This window comes from Vibrio sp. Vb2131 (genome assembly GCF_033338535.1).
GTDB lineage: Bacteria > Pseudomonadota > Gammaproteobacteria > Enterobacterales > Vibrionaceae > Vibrio > Vibrio alginolyticus.
The window spans coordinates 40,654-60,652 of sequence record NZ_JAWOSW010000020.1; the positions used below are offsets into that span (position 1 = coordinate 40,654).

At 45.8% G+C, this 19,999-nt stretch carries 19 protein-coding genes and 1 riboswitch; of the genes, 11 read left to right on the forward strand and 8 right to left on the reverse strand.

Annotation, left to right across the window (positions count from 1 at the left end; translation table 11 throughout):
* Positions 1–3 precede the first annotated feature (3 nt).
* Both ppa and fbp read right to left on the reverse strand, forming a co-directional pair.
* Entirely contained in the window at positions 4–534 is a 531-nt protein-coding gene (ppa, locus tag R7E38_RS18890; protein WP_005379635.1) for an inorganic diphosphatase, read from the reverse strand.
* 127 nt (positions 535–661) lie between these two features.
* Complete coding sequence (gene fbp, locus R7E38_RS18895; protein ID WP_213889128.1) at positions 662–1,678, reverse strand: class 1 fructose-bisphosphatase; 1,017 nt, start codon at positions 1,676–1,678, stop codon at positions 662–664.
* A gap of 312 nt (positions 1,679–1,990) precedes the next feature.
* On the opposite strand from fbp, the gene mpl reads away from it, so the two are divergent.
* The 5 genes from mpl (at position 1,991) to thiQ (ending at position 7,564) form a co-directional block, all read left to right on the forward strand.
* Entirely contained in the window at positions 1,991–3,349 is a 1,359-nt protein-coding gene (gene mpl / locus R7E38_RS18900; RefSeq protein ID WP_213889124.1) for a UDP-N-acetylmuramate:L-alanyl-gamma-D-glutamyl-meso-diaminopimelate ligase, read from the forward strand.
* A gap of 5 nt (positions 3,350–3,354) precedes the next feature.
* Positions 3,355–3,993, forward strand: a complete 639-nt coding sequence (locus tag R7E38_RS18905; protein ID WP_025768362.1) for a flavin prenyltransferase UbiX — start codon at positions 3,355–3,357, stop codon at positions 3,991–3,993.
* Between the two features lie 37 nt (positions 3,994–4,030).
* Positions 4,031–4,167: riboswitch (TPP riboswitch) on the forward strand.
* A 72-nt stretch (positions 4,168–4,239) separates the two neighbouring features.
* On the forward strand, positions 4,240–5,232 hold the full coding sequence (gene thiB / locus R7E38_RS18910) for a thiamine ABC transporter substrate binding subunit (RefSeq protein WP_213889122.1): 993 nt from the start codon (positions 4,240–4,242) through the stop codon (positions 5,230–5,232).
* Between the two features lie 41 nt (positions 5,233–5,273).
* Positions 5,274–6,860 (forward strand): thiamine/thiamine pyrophosphate ABC transporter permease ThiP, encoded by a 1,587-nt coding sequence (thiP, locus tag R7E38_RS18915; RefSeq protein WP_318081975.1) that lies wholly within the window; start codon positions 5,274–5,276, stop codon positions 6,858–6,860.
* Positions 6,860–7,564: a thiamine ABC transporter ATP-binding protein gene (gene thiQ / locus R7E38_RS18920; protein ID WP_047101922.1), complete on the forward strand. Its 705-nt coding sequence runs from the start codon at positions 6,860–6,862 to the stop codon at positions 7,562–7,564. The genes thiP and thiQ overlap by 1 nt, the downstream gene beginning before the upstream one ends.
* Before the next feature lie 18 nt (positions 7,565–7,582).
* Here the strand turns inward: thiQ and R7E38_RS18925 are convergent, their stop codons facing one another.
* Positions 7,583–8,530, reverse strand: coding sequence for a LysR family transcriptional regulator (locus R7E38_RS18925; RefSeq protein WP_085569678.1), 948 nt, complete (start codon positions 8,528–8,530; stop codon positions 7,583–7,585).
* 92 nt (positions 8,531–8,622) lie between these two features.
* Between R7E38_RS18925 and R7E38_RS18930 the strand changes: the two genes are divergently transcribed.
* Positions 8,623–9,699 carry an alkene reductase gene (locus R7E38_RS18930; RefSeq protein ID WP_047101924.1) on the forward strand — a complete coding sequence of 359 codons (1,077 nt, stop codon included), beginning with the start codon at positions 8,623–8,625 and terminating at the stop codon, positions 9,697–9,699.
* A 63-nt stretch (positions 9,700–9,762) separates the two neighbouring features.
* Here R7E38_RS18930 and R7E38_RS18935 read toward each other — a convergent pair whose 3' ends face one another.
* From R7E38_RS18935 to argR, 4 genes are all read right to left on the reverse strand, one after another.
* Complete coding sequence (locus tag R7E38_RS18935) at positions 9,763–10,200, reverse strand: universal stress protein (protein WP_213889117.1); 438 nt, start codon at positions 10,198–10,200, stop codon at positions 9,763–9,765.
* A gap of 45 nt (positions 10,201–10,245) precedes the next feature.
* Positions 10,246–12,825: a TRAP transporter permease gene (locus R7E38_RS18940; RefSeq protein ID WP_017820274.1), complete on the reverse strand. Its 2,580-nt coding sequence runs from the start codon at positions 12,823–12,825 to the stop codon at positions 10,246–10,248.
* A 291-nt stretch (positions 12,826–13,116) separates the two neighbouring features.
* Positions 13,117–14,085, reverse strand: coding sequence for a TAXI family TRAP transporter solute-binding subunit (locus tag R7E38_RS18945; RefSeq protein WP_005379657.1), 969 nt, complete (start codon positions 14,083–14,085; stop codon positions 13,117–13,119).
* A 405-nt stretch (positions 14,086–14,490) separates the two neighbouring features.
* On the reverse strand, positions 14,491–14,961 hold the full coding sequence (gene argR / locus R7E38_RS18950) for a transcriptional regulator ArgR (RefSeq protein WP_005379659.1): 471 nt from the start codon (positions 14,959–14,961) through the stop codon (positions 14,491–14,493).
* 359 nt (positions 14,962–15,320) lie between these two features.
* Here argR and mdh point away from each other — a divergent pair, with 359 nt between their 5' ends.
* Both mdh and R7E38_RS18960 read left to right on the forward strand, forming a co-directional pair.
* The gene (gene mdh, locus R7E38_RS18955; RefSeq protein ID WP_005379660.1) at positions 15,321–16,256 is read left to right on the forward strand and encodes a malate dehydrogenase; all 936 of its coding nucleotides are present in this window, start codon (positions 15,321–15,323) and stop codon (positions 16,254–16,256) included.
* 113 nt (positions 16,257–16,369) lie between these two features.
* Entirely contained in the window at positions 16,370–16,561 is a 192-nt protein-coding gene (locus R7E38_RS18960; protein WP_005379661.1) for a hypothetical protein, read from the forward strand.
* A gap of 93 nt (positions 16,562–16,654) precedes the next feature.
* Here R7E38_RS18960 and ispB read toward each other — a convergent pair whose 3' ends face one another.
* Entirely contained in the window at positions 16,655–17,626 is a 972-nt protein-coding gene (gene ispB, locus R7E38_RS18965; protein ID WP_064353590.1) for an octaprenyl diphosphate synthase, read from the reverse strand.
* 256 nt (positions 17,627–17,882) lie between these two features.
* On the opposite strand from ispB, the gene rplU reads away from it, so the two are divergent.
* From rplU to cgtA, 3 genes are all read left to right on the forward strand, one after another.
* A complete protein-coding gene (gene rplU, locus R7E38_RS18970; protein ID WP_005383096.1) occupies positions 17,883–18,194 on the forward strand; it encodes a 50S ribosomal protein L21 in 312 nt (103 codons plus the stop codon).
* A gap of 20 nt (positions 18,195–18,214) precedes the next feature.
* The gene (gene rpmA / locus R7E38_RS18975) at positions 18,215–18,472 is read left to right on the forward strand and encodes a 50S ribosomal protein L27 (protein ID WP_005383095.1); all 258 of its coding nucleotides are present in this window, start codon (positions 18,215–18,217) and stop codon (positions 18,470–18,472) included.
* Positions 18,473–18,684: 212 nt separating this feature from the next.
* Entirely contained in the window at positions 18,685–19,860 is a 1,176-nt protein-coding gene (gene cgtA / locus R7E38_RS18980) for an Obg family GTPase CgtA (protein ID WP_005383091.1), read from the forward strand.
* Positions 19,861–19,999 lie beyond the last annotated feature (139 nt).

Here is a 19,999-nt window from a genome sequence, read left to right on the forward strand (position 1 = left end):
TGCTTATTTTTTCTGAGCGCGCTCGTAAGATTCTAGGATCTCAGCTTTAGCGGCAGCAACATCTGCCCACCCATCCACTTTCACCCATTTGCCTGCTTCAAGCTCTTTGTAACGCTCAAAGAATTGCGTGATCTGCGCTTTCAGTAGTTCTGGGATATCGTCCACATCTTGGATGTGCTCGTACTCTTTCGAGATTTTTGAGTGGGGAACCGCAAACACTTTTGCATCTTCACCCGATTCATCTGTCATCTTCAAAACGCCAACAGGACGGCAGCGAATGACTGAACCTGGCATGAGTGGGTATGGTGTTGGTACCAATACGTCGACTGGGTCGCCATCAAGAGACAGGGTATTGTTCACGTAGCCATAGTTGCATGGGTAGAACATTGGTGCAGACATGAAACGGTCGACAAATACAGCACCAGAGTCTTTATCTACTTCGTACTTGATTGGATCTGCATTTGCAGGAATTTCGATAACAACATAGATATCTTCAGGCAGCGACTTGCCTGCTGGTACATGGTTTAAGCTCATTAGAATATTCCTTTTCATTAACGATGAGTCACACAAAAGCGGCTTCATCTGATGATAAATTCGCGTTTCACTTTAGCGACAAAAACGCGGCAGGTAAACACCTGCCGCGTTGGACAAAGGTCTGAAATTATTCTTCGTCGCGGTGCAGTTCAAGGAACTCTTCAACTTTGCGAACCATGCTCTTCGAACCCACAAAGAAAGGTACACGCTGGTGCAACTCAGTAGGCTTGATGTCCATAATGCGATTCACGCCGTCCGATGCAATGCCGCCAGCTTGCTCAATGAGGAATGCCATAGGGTTACATTCGTAAAGCAGGCGTAGCTTGCCTTGTGGGTGGCTTTGTGTGCTTGGGTAAAGGTAGATACCGCCTTTCAGTAGGTTGCGGTGGAAATCAGCAACCAGCGAGCCAATGTAGCGAGAAGTGTATGGGCGACCGTCTTCTGGCACGTTTTCTTGGCAGTACTTGATGTACTTCTTCACCCCTTGAGGGAAACGAATGTAATTACCTTCGTTGATGGAGTAGATCTTACCATCATCAGGAATCATCATGTTTTCATGAGAAAGACAGAAGCTGCCGATAGATGGGTCGTAAGTAAAGCCGTTTACGCCGTTACCAGTTGTGTATACCAACATGGTGGAGGAGCCGTAAATCACGTAGCCCGCAGCCACTTGCTTGTGACCAGGTTGTAGGAAGTCTTCTTCAGTTGGTGGAGTACCGATTGGAGAAACACGACGGTAAATCGAGAAGATAGTACCAACAGAGACGTTCACATCGATGTTAGAAGAACCATCAAGTGGGTCCATCAGTACTACATATTTGGCGTTTTGGTTGAGTTCTTTATTGAACGCAACTGCTTCGTCTTCTTCTTCACTGGCAACGCCACACACTTGATCACGAGCTTCAAGCGCGGCTTTGAACTTATCGTTCGCGTAAACATCGAGCTTTTGCTGATCTTCACCTTGGACATTTTCCGTGCCTACAGCACCAGTGATATCACCGAGACCCGCTGCGTTGATTTCGCGGTTAACGATTTTTGCAGCTAAACGAATGGAGGCTAAAAGGGATGATAGATCACCGCTAGCGTGGGGGAAATCCGCTTGTTTTTCGACAATGAACTCGCCTAGGGTGCGCAGTCCTGACATGGTTAATCCTTACATTTTCATTTCATTGGGGGTAGTGCGCAAGTGAGCATCTCTTTATGGATGTTAAACGATTGCGCTGGATGTAAGTTTAAGTCGCAGATCTTTTTAATGGTAATGAAGTAACTGTTTGAGATCTCAATTTATTTGTAGACTTGTTTGAGGGATTCATCAGTAAGCAAGAGGTTGTACAGTCTGTGTTCAACCTTGTCATATTTGTGAAAGGGACTGCAAGAAGAAGGCTAAAGTCACTCGCTTTTCAGGCGGTAATCGCGATAATGAAAGCATTAAAAAACGCATTACAAGGTTTAGTTTATGCACATTCATATCTTGGGTATCTGTGGCACATTTATGGGCGGCGCAGCGATTCTAGCGCGCCAATTAGGACATAAAGTCACTGGTTCTGATGCCAACGTTTATCCGCCAATGAGCACACTGCTTGAGTCTCAAGGTATTGAAATTATTGAAGGCTTTGACCCGTCTCAACTCGACCCTCAACCAGATCTTGTGGTGATTGGTAATGCGATGAGCCGTGGCAACCCGTGTGTCGAGCATGTGCTCAACACTAACATGCGCTACACCTCTGGTCCGCAGTGGCTCAACGAGTTTTTGCTGCATGATCGGTGGGTATTGGCGGTATCGGGTACACATGGGAAAACGACCACGTCGAGCATGCTTGCCTGGATACTTGAAGATTGTGGTTATCAACCGGGTTTCTTAGTCGGTGGGGTACTCGGTAACTTCGGAGTGTCTGCTCGTTTGGGTGAAAGCATGTTTTTTGTCGTTGAAGCGGACGAATATGACAGTGCTTTTTTCGATAAGCGTTCTAAGTTTGTGCATTACCATCCTCGCACTTTAATCATGAATAACCTTGAGTTCGATCATGCTGATATCTTCGATGATCTAGAGGCGATCAAGCGCCAATTCCATCATTTAGTGCGAACGGTTCCCGGCAATGGCTTAATCTTAGCTCCGAAGCAAGACCAAGCTTTGGCGGATGTATTAGAGCGTGGTTGCTGGACAGAAAAACAGTTCTCTGGTGAGAATGGTGACTGGCAAGCGCACAAATTAGTGCTTGATGGCTCAAAATTTAACGTTGCGTTGCAAGGCGAGAAGGTTGGTACCGTCGAATGGAATTTGGTGGGTGACCACAATGTGGATAATGCGCTGATGGCAATCGCTGCTGCACGACATGTTGGAGTCACTCCGGATCTTGCTTGCCAAGCATTAGGACGTTTCATCAATACCAAGCGCCGTTTAGAGCTGAAAGGTGAAGAACAAGGTGTGACGGTTTACGATGATTTTGCGCATCACCCAACGGCAATTGAACTTACTGTCGGTGGTTTGCGTAACAAGGTAGGTGAAAAACGCATCCTAGCTGTGTTAGAGCCGCGTTCTGCCACCATGAAGCGTGGCGTACACAAAAACACACTTGCAGAGTCACTACACAGTGCAGATGAAGTCTTCTTGTTCCAGCCAGATAATATCGAGTGGTCTGTGCAAGACATTGCCGACCAATGCAAACAGCCAGCGTTTGTCGATGCGGATATAGATAACTTTGTAGCCAAGATCGTCGAACGTGCGCGAGCAGGTGACCAAATTCTAGTCATGAGTAATGGTGGCTTCGGTGGTATTCACGGAAAACTTCTTGAGCAGTTAAAACAAAAAGCCTGATTGATATGCAAAACAAAACACAACCCTCTCACAAAAAAGCCATCACGTTGGCATTAACGGGGGCTTCTGGTGCTCCCTACGGCCTTCGTCTTTTAGAATGCTTGGTTGCGGCGGATTATCATGTCTACGTTCTGATTTCTTCGGCAGCTCGTGTTGTGATGGCAACCGAGCATAATCTTAAGCTGCCAAGTGGCCCAGAAGCAGCACAGCAAGCATTAGTAGAGCACCTGAACTGCAATCCAAATAACATCACCGTTTGCGGTAAAGACGATTGGTTCTCGCCGGTTGCGTCTGGTTCTGCTGCACCCAAGCAAATGGTGGTTTGCCCATGCTCTGCGGGAAGCGTTGCGGCCATAGCACACGGTATGTCGGACAACTTGATCGAACGGGCCGCTGATGTAGTAATGAAAGAGCGCGGGCAGCTGTTGCTCGTGGTTCGTGAAACGCCATTTTCAACGCTACATCTGGAGAACATGCACAAGCTATCGCAAATGGGCGTCACCATCATGCCAGCGGCCCCGGGCTTCTACCATCAGCCAAAGAGCATTGAAGACTTAGTGGATTTTATGGTGGCGAGAATTCTCGACCACTTAGGTATTGAGCAAGGTTTGGTGCCTCGTTGGGGCTATGACCAGCGCTCGTGAGCTGATTGTGTAACCACTCAAATACCTTTACAATCCATCCAACTCATCGGGGAGCAAACCCATTTTGCATTGAGTCAATCAATGCATTTGGGCGCTGAGACCTAAGTGCTTTACTAGGGACCCGTATTACCTGAACCAGATAATGCTGGCGTAGGAATTGAGTCTGGATATTGGAAATCCTTAATAGCCGCCTCAAACCCTGTGCCGCTCAACTTATTTCTCTGAAATACTCATGGAGAGCGAGCAGTGAAAACCACTCTAAATCTGATTGCCTTAGCTGCAATCACCTCTACTTCAGCGTTTGCCGCTGAAAACACATTAACCATCTATACCTACGACTCTTTTGCCGCAGATTGGGGGCCGGGTCCTAAAATCGAGCAAGCTTTTGAAGCAAAATGTGGCTGTGACGTTAACTTCGTGGCATTAGACGATGGTGTGTCGATCCTGAATCGTCTTCGTCTTGAAGGCGGTAATAGCAAAGCCGACATCGTGTTAGGTTTGGATAACAATCTGATGGCAGAAGCGAAGAAAACCGGTCTGCTTGCCGAGCACAATGTGGATACGGCTAACACAGTGTTACCAAACGGTTGGAGTGACACGACGTTTGTACCGTACGATTACGGCTACTTCGCGTTTGTGTACAACAAAGAGAAACTGGCTAATCCGCCGAAAAGCATGAAAGAGCTGGTGGAAACGCGCGACGATCTGAAAGTGATTTACCAAGATCCGCGGACTTCAACGCCGGGCCAAGGCTTAATGCTATGGATGAAATCTATTTATGGCGACGATGTGACGCAAGCGTGGCATAAGCTAGCGAGCAAAACCGTAACGGTCACGAAAGGTTGGTCTGAGGCGTATTCTATGTTCCTCAATGGTGAGTCCGATTTAGTGCTTTCTTACACCACTTCACCTGCGTACCACTTAATTGCGGAAAACGATTCGAAGTTTGCTACGGCGAATTTTGCTGAAGGCCACTACATGCAAGTTGAAGTAGCCGCCAAAGTGAAAGGGGCAAAAAATTCAGAACTTGCTGATCAATTTATGAGTTTCATTTTAAGTGATGAGTTCCAATCGGCGATGCCAACGGGTAACTGGATGTACCCAGTCACTGACGTTGAGTTACCTAAAGGTTTTGAAACTTTGAGTGTTCCAAGCAAGTCGTTGAGCTTTAGTGCTGATGAAGTGGCAAAAATGCGTAAGTCTTGGATTCGCGAATGGCAAAGCGCATTGACGTTTTAGCTGACGTTTCCATCCTCATCTGAATGAGATAGGTTTTACCTTTGAATTCTGTTCCAAAAATAGGTTTAGGGGTCGCGATGATCATCGCGACCTTTGTTATTTCTGCCCTAGGTGCTTTGATTGTTCAAGCCCCTTCACTTGATGTGTCTGTGGTATGGGGCGACCCATACTATCAACATGTCACCAAGTTCAGTTTCTACCAAGCGTTTCTTTCCACATTGCTCAGTGTTGGCTTTGCCATTCCAGTAGCGCACGCACTTTCGCGTCGCCAATTTATTGGTAAATCATTACTGCTTAAGCTGTTTGCATCGACACTGGTTTTGCCGGTTTTGGTTGGTGTTTTTGGGCTGTTAGCGATTTATGGCAACAGTGGTTTGTTGGCGCAGTGGTTGCAAAGTTTCGACACTAAACTGCCATTCTCTATTTACGGTTTGAACGGCATTTTACTCGCCCATGTGTTCTTTAATTTACCTTACGCGGCACGATTGCTTCTGCAAGCCTTGGAGTCTACTCCTGCCGAGCAGCATAAGCTTTGCGCGCATCTTGGGATGAGCCATTGGGATAAGTTTCGCTGGGTAGAATGGCCGCGTTTAAGGCAGCAGCTTCCCCACGTTTGTGGGTTGGTGTTTATGTTGTGCTTTACCAGTTTTGCCACTGTAATGGCGTTGGGGGGCGGGCCAAAATCCACCACCATTGAATTGGCCATTTACCAAGCGATTAAGTTTGATTTTGATTTACAAGCTGGGGCGTTATTGGCGCTGTGGCAGATGCTGTTATGTGGACTGCTTGCTATTGGAGTGCAGAAGTTAACAAGGCCTGTTTCTATCAGTGCTGGAAGCACATCGGTACAGCAATATTTAACGAAGGATCATGGGTGGTCAAAAGCTTGGGATAGCTTTTGGATCATAGGTGCCTTTTTACTGGTAATACCGCCGTTATTGATGGTGTTACTGAGTGGCATCAACCAACAAGTTTGGACAGTATTAACCGATGAGCGTTTTTGGTCTGCGCTATTGAACTCCCTCAAAGTCGCCTGTGTCGCTAGCGCGCTTGCGGTCGCTGCAGGGGTGTCCATACTATTGACCAGTCGCCGTTGGCGGTTGCAGTACAAAAACACGCGAGCCGATCAGATTGAGTTAATCGGCACCGTTATTTTGGTGACTCCAGGTCTGGTGATTAGCACCGGTTTATTCTTACTACTGCGCGCATTTACCGATGTTTTTAGCTTGGCATTTTTTGTCGTGATTTTGGTGAACGGTTTGATGGCTTTGCCTTACGTGATCAAAACGCTAGCGCAGCCAATGCTGCACATTGAACAACAGTATCAGTATGTATGTGCCAGCTTAGGCGTGCGTGGCTGGCAACGGTTTAAAGTGGTGGAGTGGCAGGCGCTACGCAAGCCGTTTGCACATGCGTTTGCGATCAGCTTTATGTTTGCAATAGGGGATTTAAGTGCCATAGCACTGTTTGGTGGACAAGAGTTTCGTACCTTACCTCTGTATTTGTTCCAGTTGCTTGGCAGTTATCAGATGGACGCAGCTGCGGTGGTATCGGTGACCCTATTGTTGTTGAGTGTGGGCTGTTTTGCCTTGATTGAGAAAGTATTGAAAACGAAGGAGAGAGCGTAATGTTAGTGTTGGATGATGTGCAGTACACCTACCAACGTGAACTGTTTCGTTTTGACTTAACGATTGAGCAAGGACAGATTGTGTCGCTGATGGGACCAAGTGGGGCAGGGAAGTCAACCTTGTTGGCGTTGGTGGCAGGATTCATCCATCCTGACCGTGGTGATATTTGTGTTGATGGTGAGTCCATTGTGCGTAAAGAGCCTTATCTGCGTCCGTTCTCTATGTTGTTCCAAGAGCACAATTTGTTTGCTCACTTATCGGTGCGTGACAACATCGGTTTGGGCTTACACCCAGGGCTAAAGCTTACGGTGGACCAAAATCGTCAGATTGAACAAGCCGCGCAGCAAGTTGGTGTTGCAGAGTACCTCGACCGTTTGCCAGAGCATCTTTCTGGTGGCCAGCGTCAACGTGTTGCCTTAGCGCGTTGTTTTGTTCAGCCTCATCCCATGTGGCTATTGGATGAGCCGTTCTCGGCGCTTGATCCGGTGTTGCGTGAAGAGATGCTAGGTTTGGTAAAAAAACTGGCAGCAGAGCGGGGAATAACCGTATTGATGGTCACGCACCATTTAAGCGATGCCAAAGCGATTGCCAGCCACTTTGTGTTTGTGGCGGATGGTAAAGTGGAAGCCGCGGGTGATATGTCTGCATTGAGTGAACAGCATGCTAGTGAGAAGCTTGCGGCATTTATCCGAGCCGCATGCTAGTGCCCGATAGTTGCTGGGTTATGCTTCCCCGCAACACAAACCATGCCGAGGGCCAAATTCAAATTGAGCTCTTAAGCTCATGATATGGTCAATCATTGCTTGTACACGCCGTGGGCGGTTTGCTCCAGGACGATAGACTAAATAAATAGGCATTGGTACCGTGTGCCATTGCGGTAACACTCTGACTAAGGTGCCACTTTCTAGCTCTTGCGTCATGTTCTGCACAGGTAAGTTCGCGATGCCTAGTCCTTTAAGTGCGCCTTTTAATATTGCTTCTACAGTTGTACTTGAGAAGTTACTGGTTATTGAAACATTGACGGTATTATCGTGTGAGATCAGCGTCCAAGGTCCTATTTCTGAAACATATTGATACCTCAAACAGTTATGTTTTGTCAGGTCTTCTGGCGTTTCAGGTACGCCGAACTCAGCTAAATACTCAGGGCTAGCAGCCAGGACTCGAGTGGTATAGCCTAATTTTTTCGCGATTAATCGATCATCAACTATCTGACCGACTCTAATTGCCATATCAAAGCCGTGTGAAAACAGATCAACAAAATCGTTCGATGCTTCTAACGCAATTTGTACTTTTGGCCATTGTTTTAAAAATGGCAAAAAGATGTGCTCCGCCATATACGCATCCAACGCTGGTGGCGCGGAAATACGCAGCCGGCCTTGGATCTGTTGTTCCATCTCCTGAACGTCATGGCCAATTGAGTGGAATTCCTCAACTAAGCTTGCAGCACGCTCTAAAACCATTTGGCCAGCTTCGGTGATCACTAACTTTCGGGTTGTGCGCTCTAGCAGTTTGGCTTCAAAGTGTTGTTCGAGTTTGGTTATGGCTTTGCTAACAGTAGATTTTGGTAGGTTTAACTCCAGCGCGCACTTGGTTAAGCTCAGTAGTCGACAGCTTGTGACAAAGATAGAAAGCGTTCTAAAGTCAATTGTTTCTAAATTGCGAACAATCACTTTCAATTATCCATATTGTTTCAATATTAATCTGATTATAGTCTGGCACCTCATCCTTAGCCATCAAGTTATTGTCATTTGAGGTAAACAACATGTCCAACTCTGTAGACTTATTTTCTCCTATCGAACTCGGTCAATTAGCATTAGATAACCGTGCCATTATGGCGCCTTTAACGCGAGCTCGTGCTGGTGCGGACCATATTCCTAATGACCTTATGGTTGAATACTACGCTCAACGTGCGAGTGCCGGACTTATCATTGCTGAATGCACCATGGTGATGGAAGGTACGTCTGCTTTCATGGCAGAGCCGGGCATTTACAGCGAAGAGCAAATCGCAGCTTGGAAAAAGGTAACGGATGCGGTTCATGAGAGAGGCGGTAAGATTGTACTGCAAATTTGGCATGCGGGACGAGCTTGTCATCCTGATCTGAATGAAGGAAAAACACCTGTAGCGGCGAGCGCATTGGCCATTCGTGATGAATTAGTCCATACCCCTTCGGGTAAGCAAGCATATACGGTACCACGAGCACTCGAAGTGGATGAGATAGCTTCCATTGTTGCGGCGTTTAAACAAGGTGCAGAAAACGCCAAGAAAGCCGGCTTTGATGGGGTCGAGATACATGGCGCCAATGGTTATCTTATTGATAACTTCCTTCGTGACGGCTCAAATTTACGTACCGATGAATACGGTGGCTCGGTTGAAAATCGTGCTCGATTTTTACTTGAGATAGTGAAAGAAGTCGTTGAGGTGTGGGGACCTGGAAGAGTCGGTCTGCGCACATCTCCGCTAAATGGATTTAATGACATGAAAGACAGTGATCCAGTTGGCTTGATGCGTTACTTAGCAGAGCAACTTAATTCTTTCGATCTTGCTTATTGGCACGTGATGCGTGCGGATCTGAAAGGCGTACAAAAAGCAGATGTTCTCAAGCCAGCACGCGAAAACTATAAAGGTCACTTAATGGCGAACGTGGGCTACAGTGCACAAGAAGCGGCAACAGCAATTGCAGAAAACAAAGTTGATGTGGTCGCATTTGGCGTTCCCTTTATCGCAAACCCAGATTTAGTTGAGCGATTTAAGAAAAATGCACCTCTTAATGAGGCGAAACCAGAACACTTTTATTTGGGTGGAGCAGAAGGTTATACCGATTACCCAGTGATGGCATAACCCTTACTTGTTTAATATAAAAAGGACGCTAATGTTAGCGTCCTTTTTCGTTTCTGTATTTACTTAGCCTTGCGGTTTTACGACCATCACATTGATTGGAGAATATTCCACAACCTTACTCGCGACAGAGCCAAGCATTACTTTATTGATTTTAGAGCGCTTGTGACTTGGCATAATGATGAGATCTGCGCCTAAACGTTCTGCATAATCAAGAATGGTCGTGTAGGCCTTGCCTTCAGCAACATGCACTTGGTAAACCACATCTTCAGCAATATGCTCATTAGCGAAAGTTTTTAGTTGCTGCTTCACGTCTTGCTTCATTTTGGCCGCAGCATCTTTCGGAAAGTATGTGGCAACCATCGACATGTGAATACCAGGTAGTACCGTCAGAAGATGGATTTGAGCATTTGCTTGCTTTGCCTGCCAAACCGCTAGTTCAACCGCTCGGTCTGAAAAGCCTTGGTCATTTAGATCAACCGGAACAAGAATTTGTTTGTACATTCAATGTCTCTCATTAAGGCCCCTTTATCCTCGGGGCCAAATCGGTTATGCGCTCAATTGTTCCTTACGAGCACGACGTTTTTGGTTCATTGCAAGCACCAGCAAAATCATTAAGCATGGTACAAACACCCACTCTTTCATCGGACGGTCTGCATCCTGGATAACCCACTTGATTTCCCAATCAAAGTCGATACCTGCGGACTCTGCTGGACTACCAAATTCAACCATATCGACAATCATTTTGTTGTCACTTTCGGTCAGCATTAGACCCATAGATGAAATACGTGCGTCTGCTGTTGTCGCACTGTCTTCGAATGGAAGACGAACCGTTTTCTCAATGTAGTCGCCCTCAAGGTTTTCACCGGCAACACGTAACTCCAATGATTCTCCTACATTTAGTGTTTCCGTGATTTGAGCTACCTCAACGCCAGGAGAAAGAACTTTCGCTGGGTACAGCATGTCCCACCAAAAACCTGGACGGAAAAACGAAAACGTCAGTACTAATAATAGGACTGTTTCCCACCACTTGTTACGCGTGAACCACCACCCTTGAGTTGCCGCAGAGAAAATCAGCATTGCAATGATCGATGAGATGACCGTGAGTGCCAAATGCCACCAAGAGTCGATCCCCATTAACAATAGCTGGGTATTGAACACAAACATGAACGGCAAAATAGCGGTTCGAATATCGTAAGTAAAACCTTGGATACCGGTACGAATTGGATCTGATTTCGCAATCGCTGCTGCTGCAAAAGCCGCAAGACCTACAGGTGGGGTATCGTCGGCCAAAATACCAAAGTAGAAAACGAACAAGTGCACCGCTATCAACGGAATAATCAAGCCATGCGCCGCGCCGAGCGTAACAATAACCGGCGCCATTAGCGTAGAGACCACGATGTAGTTCGCCGTGGTTGGCAGACCCATCCCCAGAACCAAGCTAATGATGGCGGTAAACAGCAGCATAAGAATGATGCTGCCACCAGAGATAAACTCGACGAAGTCGGTCATCACTAGGCCGATACCCGTTAGTGTAACAACACCAACAACGGTGCCCGCTGCCGCGGTTGCAACGCCGATACCAATCATATTGCGCGCACCAGAAACTAAGCTCTCGGCAAGATCGACAAAGCCATCTTTGGTTTGCTGAAGCATGTCACCTTGCTTTGACAGCAGTGCAATCAACGGACGTTGAGTCAGCAAAATGAAAATCATGAACACCGTTGCCCAGAATGCCGAAAGGCCAGGTGAGAAACGTTCGACAGTCAAACACCAAACTAATACGACGATAGGGAGTAGGTAGTGCAAGCCTGACTTAACGGTTGGGCCAGGATCAGGTACTTCTGTTAATTCTGCATCAATCTCAATTGCGCCATCTTGCACGTGATTTGCTGAGACTTTCACCAACCCAACGTACGCGATTAATAGTGCGACGGTAACAATTGGTGTCGCGGCATCACCAAAGACGTCCTTTGTCCAACCCACTCCGTAGTAAACCAATGCGCTGATCACACACAATCCTAAGATTGTGCCAGTAAAGGACAGCAGACTTTGTACTAGTGTTGGGTTGTGGCGACGAGGAAGGCCTGTCATGCCTGCTTTACATGCTTCAAGGTGAACAATGTAAATTAAAGCAATATAAGAGATTAGCGCTGGAAGTAGGGCAGCTTTAATCACCTCAACGTAGGAGATACCGACGTATTCCACCATCAAAAATGCTGCTGCCCCCATGATTGGCGGTGTTAACTGACCATTGGTTGAAGCCGCTACCTCTACCGCACCCGCTTTTGTGCCGGGAAAGCCAACACGCTTCATCAGTGGAATGGTAAAGGTGCCAGTTGTTACTACGTTTGCGATTGAAGAACCAGAAACCAGACCAGATAAACCTGATGCAACAACGGCCGCTTTAGCTGGACCACCTTTCATATGGCCAAGCAACGAGAAGGCAACTTTAATGAAGTAAGCACCGGCACCAGCGCGTTCCAGCATTGCTCCAAACAATACAAACAAGAAGACAAAAGAGGTAGAAACACCTAGCGCAACCCCAAAAACGCCTTCTGTTGTTAGCCACAAGTGAGACATGGCCTTGTTCAAGCTTGCCCCTTTGTGCGCGATAACGTCAGGCATGTAAGGGCCTGCAAAGGTGTAAGTAAGGAAAACAGCAGCCACGACCATTAATGGTGGACCAAGTGCTCGGCGTGTTGCTTCTAAAAGGAGGAGCATACCGATAACAGCAACAACGATATCAACCGTTGTCGGTGCGCCTGAGCGTCCTGCTAGCTCGGTATAAAAAAGGTATATATAGGCTGCTGAAAAGCTGCCAGCCAACGCGAGTATCCAATCAACAAGAGGGATATGATCGCGAGGAGAATTCTTCATCGCTGGATAAGCAGTGAAAGCCAAAAAGATCGCGAAAGTAAGGTGGATAGATCGCGCTTCCGTGTCGTTCAGTACGCCAAAATTGAAAATAAATGGTAACGGGGATGCGTACCATAATTGAAATAGTGACCAACACAGAGGAACAAACCAAAGGATTCGTCCTTGCATTCCCGAAGGGCTACGTGCACCTGTGTCTGCCTGAGCCACCATTTCTTGCACATCTTGTGACGGAGCTTGATTCGTCGCCATGTACTTTTTCCTTATTATTGATGGTCCTGTCTGATTTTTATCGAGAACCACACTTCGCCTCTATCAGTGTAGTGAATGGAGCGAAGTTTGCTTTCGAGTATTTTGCTGCCTGAACTCAAAGTGTTGATTGTTGGATACTCTGTTAGGCGGCGTTTAAGTTTTCTTGGGTATGAGCTCGCAGTTATCAGAAGAAAACTGGCGAATGAAGCATACAGTTAGAACGTGCTACAACCTGTATGCTCAAACAGGCAGAAAATATTCTTTCCTGCCTGTATGTAGAGTCTGAGGAAATTACTTAATTAGACCCATTTCTTTGTAGTATTTTTCTGCACCTGGGTGAAGAGGAATAGAAAGACCAGCTTTCACCATGTCTTCTTTCTTCAAGTTTGCGAATGCAGGGTGTAGACGTTTGAAGGTATCAAAGTTTTCAAACACAGCTTTTGCCACGTTGTAAGCGACATCGTCTGAAACATCAGAGGTCGTTACCATTGTTGCTGCAACACCAAAGCTGTTTACGTCTTTGTCTGTACCGCGGTACATACCAGCCGGTACTGAGCTAAAGGCGTAGTATGGGTTGTCGGCAACAATTTTATCGATTTTAGGGCCTGTTGCTGAAACTAGCTTCGCATCACATGATGTGGTTGCTTCTTTGATTGAACCGTTCGGGTGGCCGACCATGTAAATGAAGGCGTCAATTTTGTTATCACAAAGTGCCTGAGAGCGTTCAGAGCCTTTTAGCTCAGACGCCAATTTGAAGCTGTCGTTTGTCCAACCCATCGCTTCCATAACAACGCCCATCGTTGCACGGTCACCAGAGCCTGGGTTACCGATGTTTACTCGCTTACCTTTCAGGTCTTCAACGTTTTCAATACCTGAATCTGCACGCGCAATGATGTTGAAAGGTTCTGTATGAAGAGAGAACATTGCGCGTAGCTTCTTGTACGGGCCTTGTTCTTCAAACTTGCTCGTACCGTTGTAGCCGTGGTACTGCCAATCCGATTGCACGATACCAAAATCTAATTCGCCTGCACGGATAGTGTTAACGTTGTAAATTGAGCCACCAGTCGATTCTACTGAACAACGGATGTTGTGGTCTTTACGACCTTTATTTACCAACTTACAGATAGCACCACCAGTTGGGTAGTAAACACCTGTTACAGAGCCAGTACCGATGGTAATAAACTCTTGAGCGTTAACTGCGCCTGCGCCCATTACGGCTGCAGCGATAGCGCCTACTTTGAGAAGTTTGTTAAATGCCATGAATTTCCCTTCCTTATATTCATTATTTACCCGGAAATAACCATAAATCACTTCTGGAGTTTCCTATTTGGAAACGGCACCTTTTTCAATCCAATCGTTTGAAAAAGCGAGCGAATCATAACAAAAAATTGGCAGAAAATTATCCAATTGTTAAATGTTATAGTTGATAAGTCTGAATTTTGTATCAGGGGATAGGATTCAATTTGTGATTTAATTCTTTTTATAACAATTACTTAAGTAACGTTTAGTGACTGAAATGAAAAAGATCAATTGCGTGATGTTAATCACAAAATGGGTGGTTAAAGAACGAGCGGAGTAAGCAAAAAATTTACATAAATTATGGGCTACAAAATGAGACTTCTTTTATAACCCACAATGAGTTAGCTGATTGAAGCTTTATAGAACTTAACCAGTATATTCGAACAGCTCGCACACTGATTTGAAGAGTTGCTCAGTCGTAATTGCCATGGTTGGCGTAATGAAAATGGTATCGTCACCCGCGACAACGCCAAGAATACCTTCGGATTTACCGAGTGAATCAAGCAAGCGAGCAATCAACTGTGCTGCACCTGGGCCGGTGTGAATTACCACTAACGCTGCATTACGATCGATGTCTAGTACCAGTTCACGCAGAGAGCTGCTGACTGTTGGGACACCTAGCTCAGCAGGAAGACAGTAAACCATTTCCATTTTTGCATTGCGCGTACGGACGGCGCCAAATTTAGTCAGCATACGTGAGACTTTAGATTGGTTGATACTCTCAAACCCTTGCTGTTTGAGTGCGTCAACAATCTCGCCCTGTGAGCCAAAGCTTTCTTCTTTTAACAGGGCTTTAAAGGCGCGAACTAAGTTGTCTTGTTTTTCTGAATTGCGCATAGTCATTACAAATCTCTTATTACGGGTCAGCAATTTTGCATATTCTCGCATATATATTCAGGCGGTGCCAAAGAGTCCCAGGATTATGTTAGATGCGTCACTGTAAACTATATACCACATAGAATTCTTTAGCGCGCTGAAGTAGGGCTGTATCTGTTTTCTTGAATTCCTTGTCATTTCAAAAGAATAAAAGAATAATCCAAGCCCCATTTGTAGCACGGTAACAGCGAGTTGCGCGAGGTCGCAAAGCTAGCGTTAATTGATTGTAATCAAGTTGTGATTCCGATAGCTTTATTTAAGTTGGTTACAAACTACCCTACGAATACGTTTATAAGAGAAATACTCTCAAGGAGAACTACATGAAAGTAGCCGTTATTGGTGCCGCTGGTGGCATCGGTCAAGCCCTGGCCCTTCTACTTAAGAACCGTCTTCCTGCTGGTTCTGATTTAGCCCTATATGATATTGCTCCAGTAACTCCTGGTGTGGCCGCTGATCTTAGCCACATCCCTACGCCAGTTTCTATCAAAGGTTACGCTGGTGAAGATCCTACTCCAGCACTAGAAGGCGCGGATGTTGTGCTAATTTCTGCTGGTGTTGCGCGTAAGCCAGGTATGGATCGTGCGGATCTATTTAATGTAAACGCTGGTATCGTTAAATCGCTAGCGGAGAAGATTGCGGTTGTTTGTCCGAAAGCTTGTGTTGGTATCATCACAAACCCTGTAAATACAACAGTGCCAATTGCTGCTGAAGTTCTTAAAAAAGCGGGTGTTTATGATAAGCGTCGTCTATTTGGTGTAACAACGTTGGATGTTATCCGTTCAGAAACGTTTGTTGCTGAGCTAAAAGACAAAGATCCAGGTGACGTTCGCGTGCCAGTAATTGGTGGTCACTCTGGCGTAACGATCTTACCTCTACTGTCTCAAGTAGAAGGTGTTGAGTTTACAGCTGAAGAAGTAGAAGCATTAACGAAACGTATTCAAAATGCAGGTACTGAAGTTGTAGAAGCGAAAGCGGGTGGTGGTAGTGCAACATTATCAATGGGCCAAGCTGCATGTCGCTTTGGTCTGTCTCTGGTTCGTGCTCTTCAAGGTGAAGAAGGCGTAGTTGAGTGCGCTTACGTTGAAGGCGACGGCGAACACGCGACTTACTTCGCGCAACCTGTAAAACTGGGTAAAGAAGGCGTTGAAGAAGTACTAAGCTACGGCAAACTCAGCGATTACGAAAAGTCTGCATTAGACGGTATGCTAGAAACACTAAATGGCGACATCAACATTGGTGTTGAATTCGCAAAGTAACCTAGAAAGCCTATATAAGAAGAAAGCCGATCATTTTGATCGGCTTTTTTGATCCTTGATTTCTCAACTTCGTAAAAATGGTCGAACAAAACCACGTAGTGAAGGAGAAGATGATGGAAGCGAGTCGAATCCGTAAAGGCATGGTTGTTGAGTGCCAACAAGGCGTCGGTACGATATTAGTGGTCGACCATGAAGCAGAGACGGTATTGTTGTCCAAACAAGGGACTGAACAGCAACTCGCCGTTAGCTTTGATGAAATAGAAGATGATCCACAACTGCATGGCGGTAGTGACAGATATTACTAGCGCCCCGGGCGTCGTCATTAGGTATCAAACGTAAAAAAGGAAGAGCGTGCTCTTCCTTTTCGCTATAAGCCTTGCGTTACGGGTAGCTATTGATTACTTCGTGCGTTGTACTGCGACATGAGCCAGAGTAACAAGCGCTTGTTTGTATTCAGACTCTGGCAACACTGATAGTTCTGCGATTGCTTTGTCTGCTTCTTCTAGAGCTTTTTGCGTTGTGTATTCCAGAGAGCCTGCTTCTTTCATGACCGCAAGAATTTCTTCTAAGCGCTCCATTCCATTCGCTTTCTCAATCGCTTCACGAATCATGATGGCGTTTTCTGGTGTGGTATTACGCATAGCATGGAGTAGAGGTAAAGTTGGCTTGCCTTCGGCCAAGTCATCACCCACATTTTTACCCATGTCTTCGCCATCAGAAGTGTAATCCATGACGTCATCAATGAGCTGAAACGCAGTGCCTAGATACTTACCGTAATTTTGCATTGCGATTTCAACATGCTCAGGAGCATCATTTAAGATTGCACCGATTTGAGTTGCGGATTCAAATAAGCGCGCAGTCTTAGAGTAGATGACTTGCATGTAGCTTTCTTCTGTCGTGTCAGGGTCGTTACAGTTCATCAACTGCTGTACTTCACCTTCGGCGATCACGTTTACGGCATTGCTCATTAGTTTAAGGATCTTCATGGATCCTAGTTCTGTCATCATCTGAAATGAGCGTGTATAGATAAAGTCCCCAACTAATACGCTAGCCGCATTGCCAAATGCTGCATTCGCAGTGGCTTTACCACGGCGCATGTCTGATTCATCTACCACGTCATCATGCAGCAAAGTCGCTGTATGGATGAACTCAATAAACGCAGCTGCCATTGTATGACCATTGCCTTGGTAACCAAGTGCGCGGGCTGACAGTATCGCTAAAAGCGGTCTTAGACGTTTGCCTCCACCACTCACGATATAAAAACCGAGCTGGTTGATTAAAGAGACATCAGAATTAAGTTGGGCTTGAATTGTTTCATTCACTTTTGCCATGTCATCGGCAGTAAGCGCTTGGATAGTTTTAAAATCCATCGTATATCCGGCTGAAGTTAGACCCTGCAAGGCTTATTCGATTTATATAATTGTCGAATAATACACTAAAAAACGTTGATTAATACATTACTAAAGGGCATGATTGCCGCACTTTTCTTTGGCGATTAGCTTTTCGCCAATTTTTTCAAAATATGGCTTGTCATAGGAGCATCTATTCTGTAGAATCTGCGCCCTATTGATGATTAGTTTAGCGCACACCCTCAAGAAAGGCTGTGCGGAAAAAGCGGAGTAAAATATGTACGCTGTTTTCCAATCTGGTGGTAAACAACACCGTGTAAGCGAAGGTCAAACTCTTCGTTTAGAGAAATTAGACGTTGAAACTGGTGCAACTGTAGAATTTGATAAAGTTCTTCTTGTTGCTAACGGCGAAGACATCAAAGTTGGTGCTCCTCTTGTAGAGGGCGGCAAAATTGTTGCTGAAGTTGTACAACACGGTCGTGGCGATAAAGTTAAAATCGTTAAGTTCCGTCGTCGTAAGCACTCTCGTAAGCAACAGGGTCACCGTCAGTGGTTCACTGAAGTGAAGATCACTGGTATCAACGCTTAATCTATTAGGAGAGTTTAACAATGGCACACAAAAAAGCTGGTGGTTCTACTCGTAACGGCCGCGATTCAGAAAGCAAACGTCTAGGTGTTAAGCGTTTCGGTGGTGAATCTGTACTTGCAGGTAACATCATCGTTCGTCAACGTGGTACTAAGTTCCACGCTGGTAACAACGTAGGTATCGGTAAAGACCACACTCTATTCGCTCTTACTGAAGGTAAAGTGAAGTTCGAAGTGAAAGGTCCTAAGAACCGTAAGTTTGTAAGCATCGAAGCTGAGTAATTAGGTTTTTAACCAAATTACTTAATAGCTTTAAGCTGAATTCAAAAGCCCTGCCGAATCGGCGGGGTTTTTTATTTGTGGCAGTCGACATATCGAAGTTTCTCGCTAAGATCCTAAGCGATTTGAATCTGGGAGCTTAGATCTGTCATCTGCTAAAATTGTCGGATGACATAGTAAGATTTAATCCACGCACGAAGTAGTCGGAGTAAAAGATGAAGTTCGTAGATGAAGCGGTAGTAAAAGTTCAGGCTGGTGATGGCGGTAGTGGCGTTGTCAGTTTCTGGCGTGAAAAATTCATCACTAAAGGTGGCCCTGATGGCGGTGATGGCGGTGACGGTGGTGATGTTTATATCCAAGCTGATGAAAACCTAAATACCCTGATTGATTACCGTTTCCAGCGCTTCTACGAAGCTGAGCGTGGTGAAAACGGTCGCGGTGGTAACTGTACAGGTAAGCGTGGTAAAGACATTGTTCTTCGTGTACCTGTGGGTACGCGCGCTGTGGATATCCACACAAATGAAATCGTGGCGGAAGTTGCTGAACACGGTAAGAAAGTGATGATCGCAAAAGGCGGTTGGCACGGTCTAGGTAACACGCGTTTCAAATCTTCAGTAAACCGCGCGCCTCGTCAGAGAACATTGGGTACAAAGGGTGAAGTACGCGAAATTCGCCTTGAGCTATTGCTTCTTGCTGATGTGGGTATGCTTGGTCTACCTAATGCTGGTAAATCAACCTTTATCCGCGCAGTATCAGCAGCAAAACCGAAAGTCGCTGATTACCCATTCACGACTTTGATCCCAAGCTTGGGTGTCGTAAGTGTCGTACCAGAGAAAAGTTTTGTTGTTGCAGACATCCCTGGTTTGATCGAGGGTGCAGCAGATGGCGCTGGCCTTGGTATTCGATTCTTGAAGCACTTAGAGCGTTGTCGAGTGTTGCTGCACATGATCGATATTATGCCAATTGATCAGTCCGATCCGGTGCAAAATGCATTGACGATCATTGATGAACTAGAACAATACAGCGAAAAACTGGCAAGTAAGCCGCGCTGGTTAGTGTTCAACAAAGTTGATCTAATGCCTGAAGAAGAAGCGAATGAGAAGATCCAAGAAATCTTAGACGCACTAGGTTGGGAAGACGAGTACTTTAAGATCTCGGCGATCAATCGTAACGGTACTAAAGAGCTTTGTTACAAACTGGCTGACTTTATGGATAACCTACCTCGCGAAGAGGAAGAAGTGGCTGAAGAAGATAAAGTTAACTTCATGTGGGATGATTACCATAAAGATGCGATGGCGGGTAAAGACGTTATCACTGAAGATGACGACGACGATTGGGATGACTGGGACGATGAAGAAGATGACGGTCACGTTGTCTACGTTCGTGACTAATCAGAACGGTCAAACAATGCCTGTTTGCCTATAATTCATTAAGCCGCAATTATTTATTGCGGCTTTTTTTGTATCTAAATCATATTTAGGTGATGTGATTTACGGCACAATAACTGATACGTCGTGTTTTTTTGAGGGT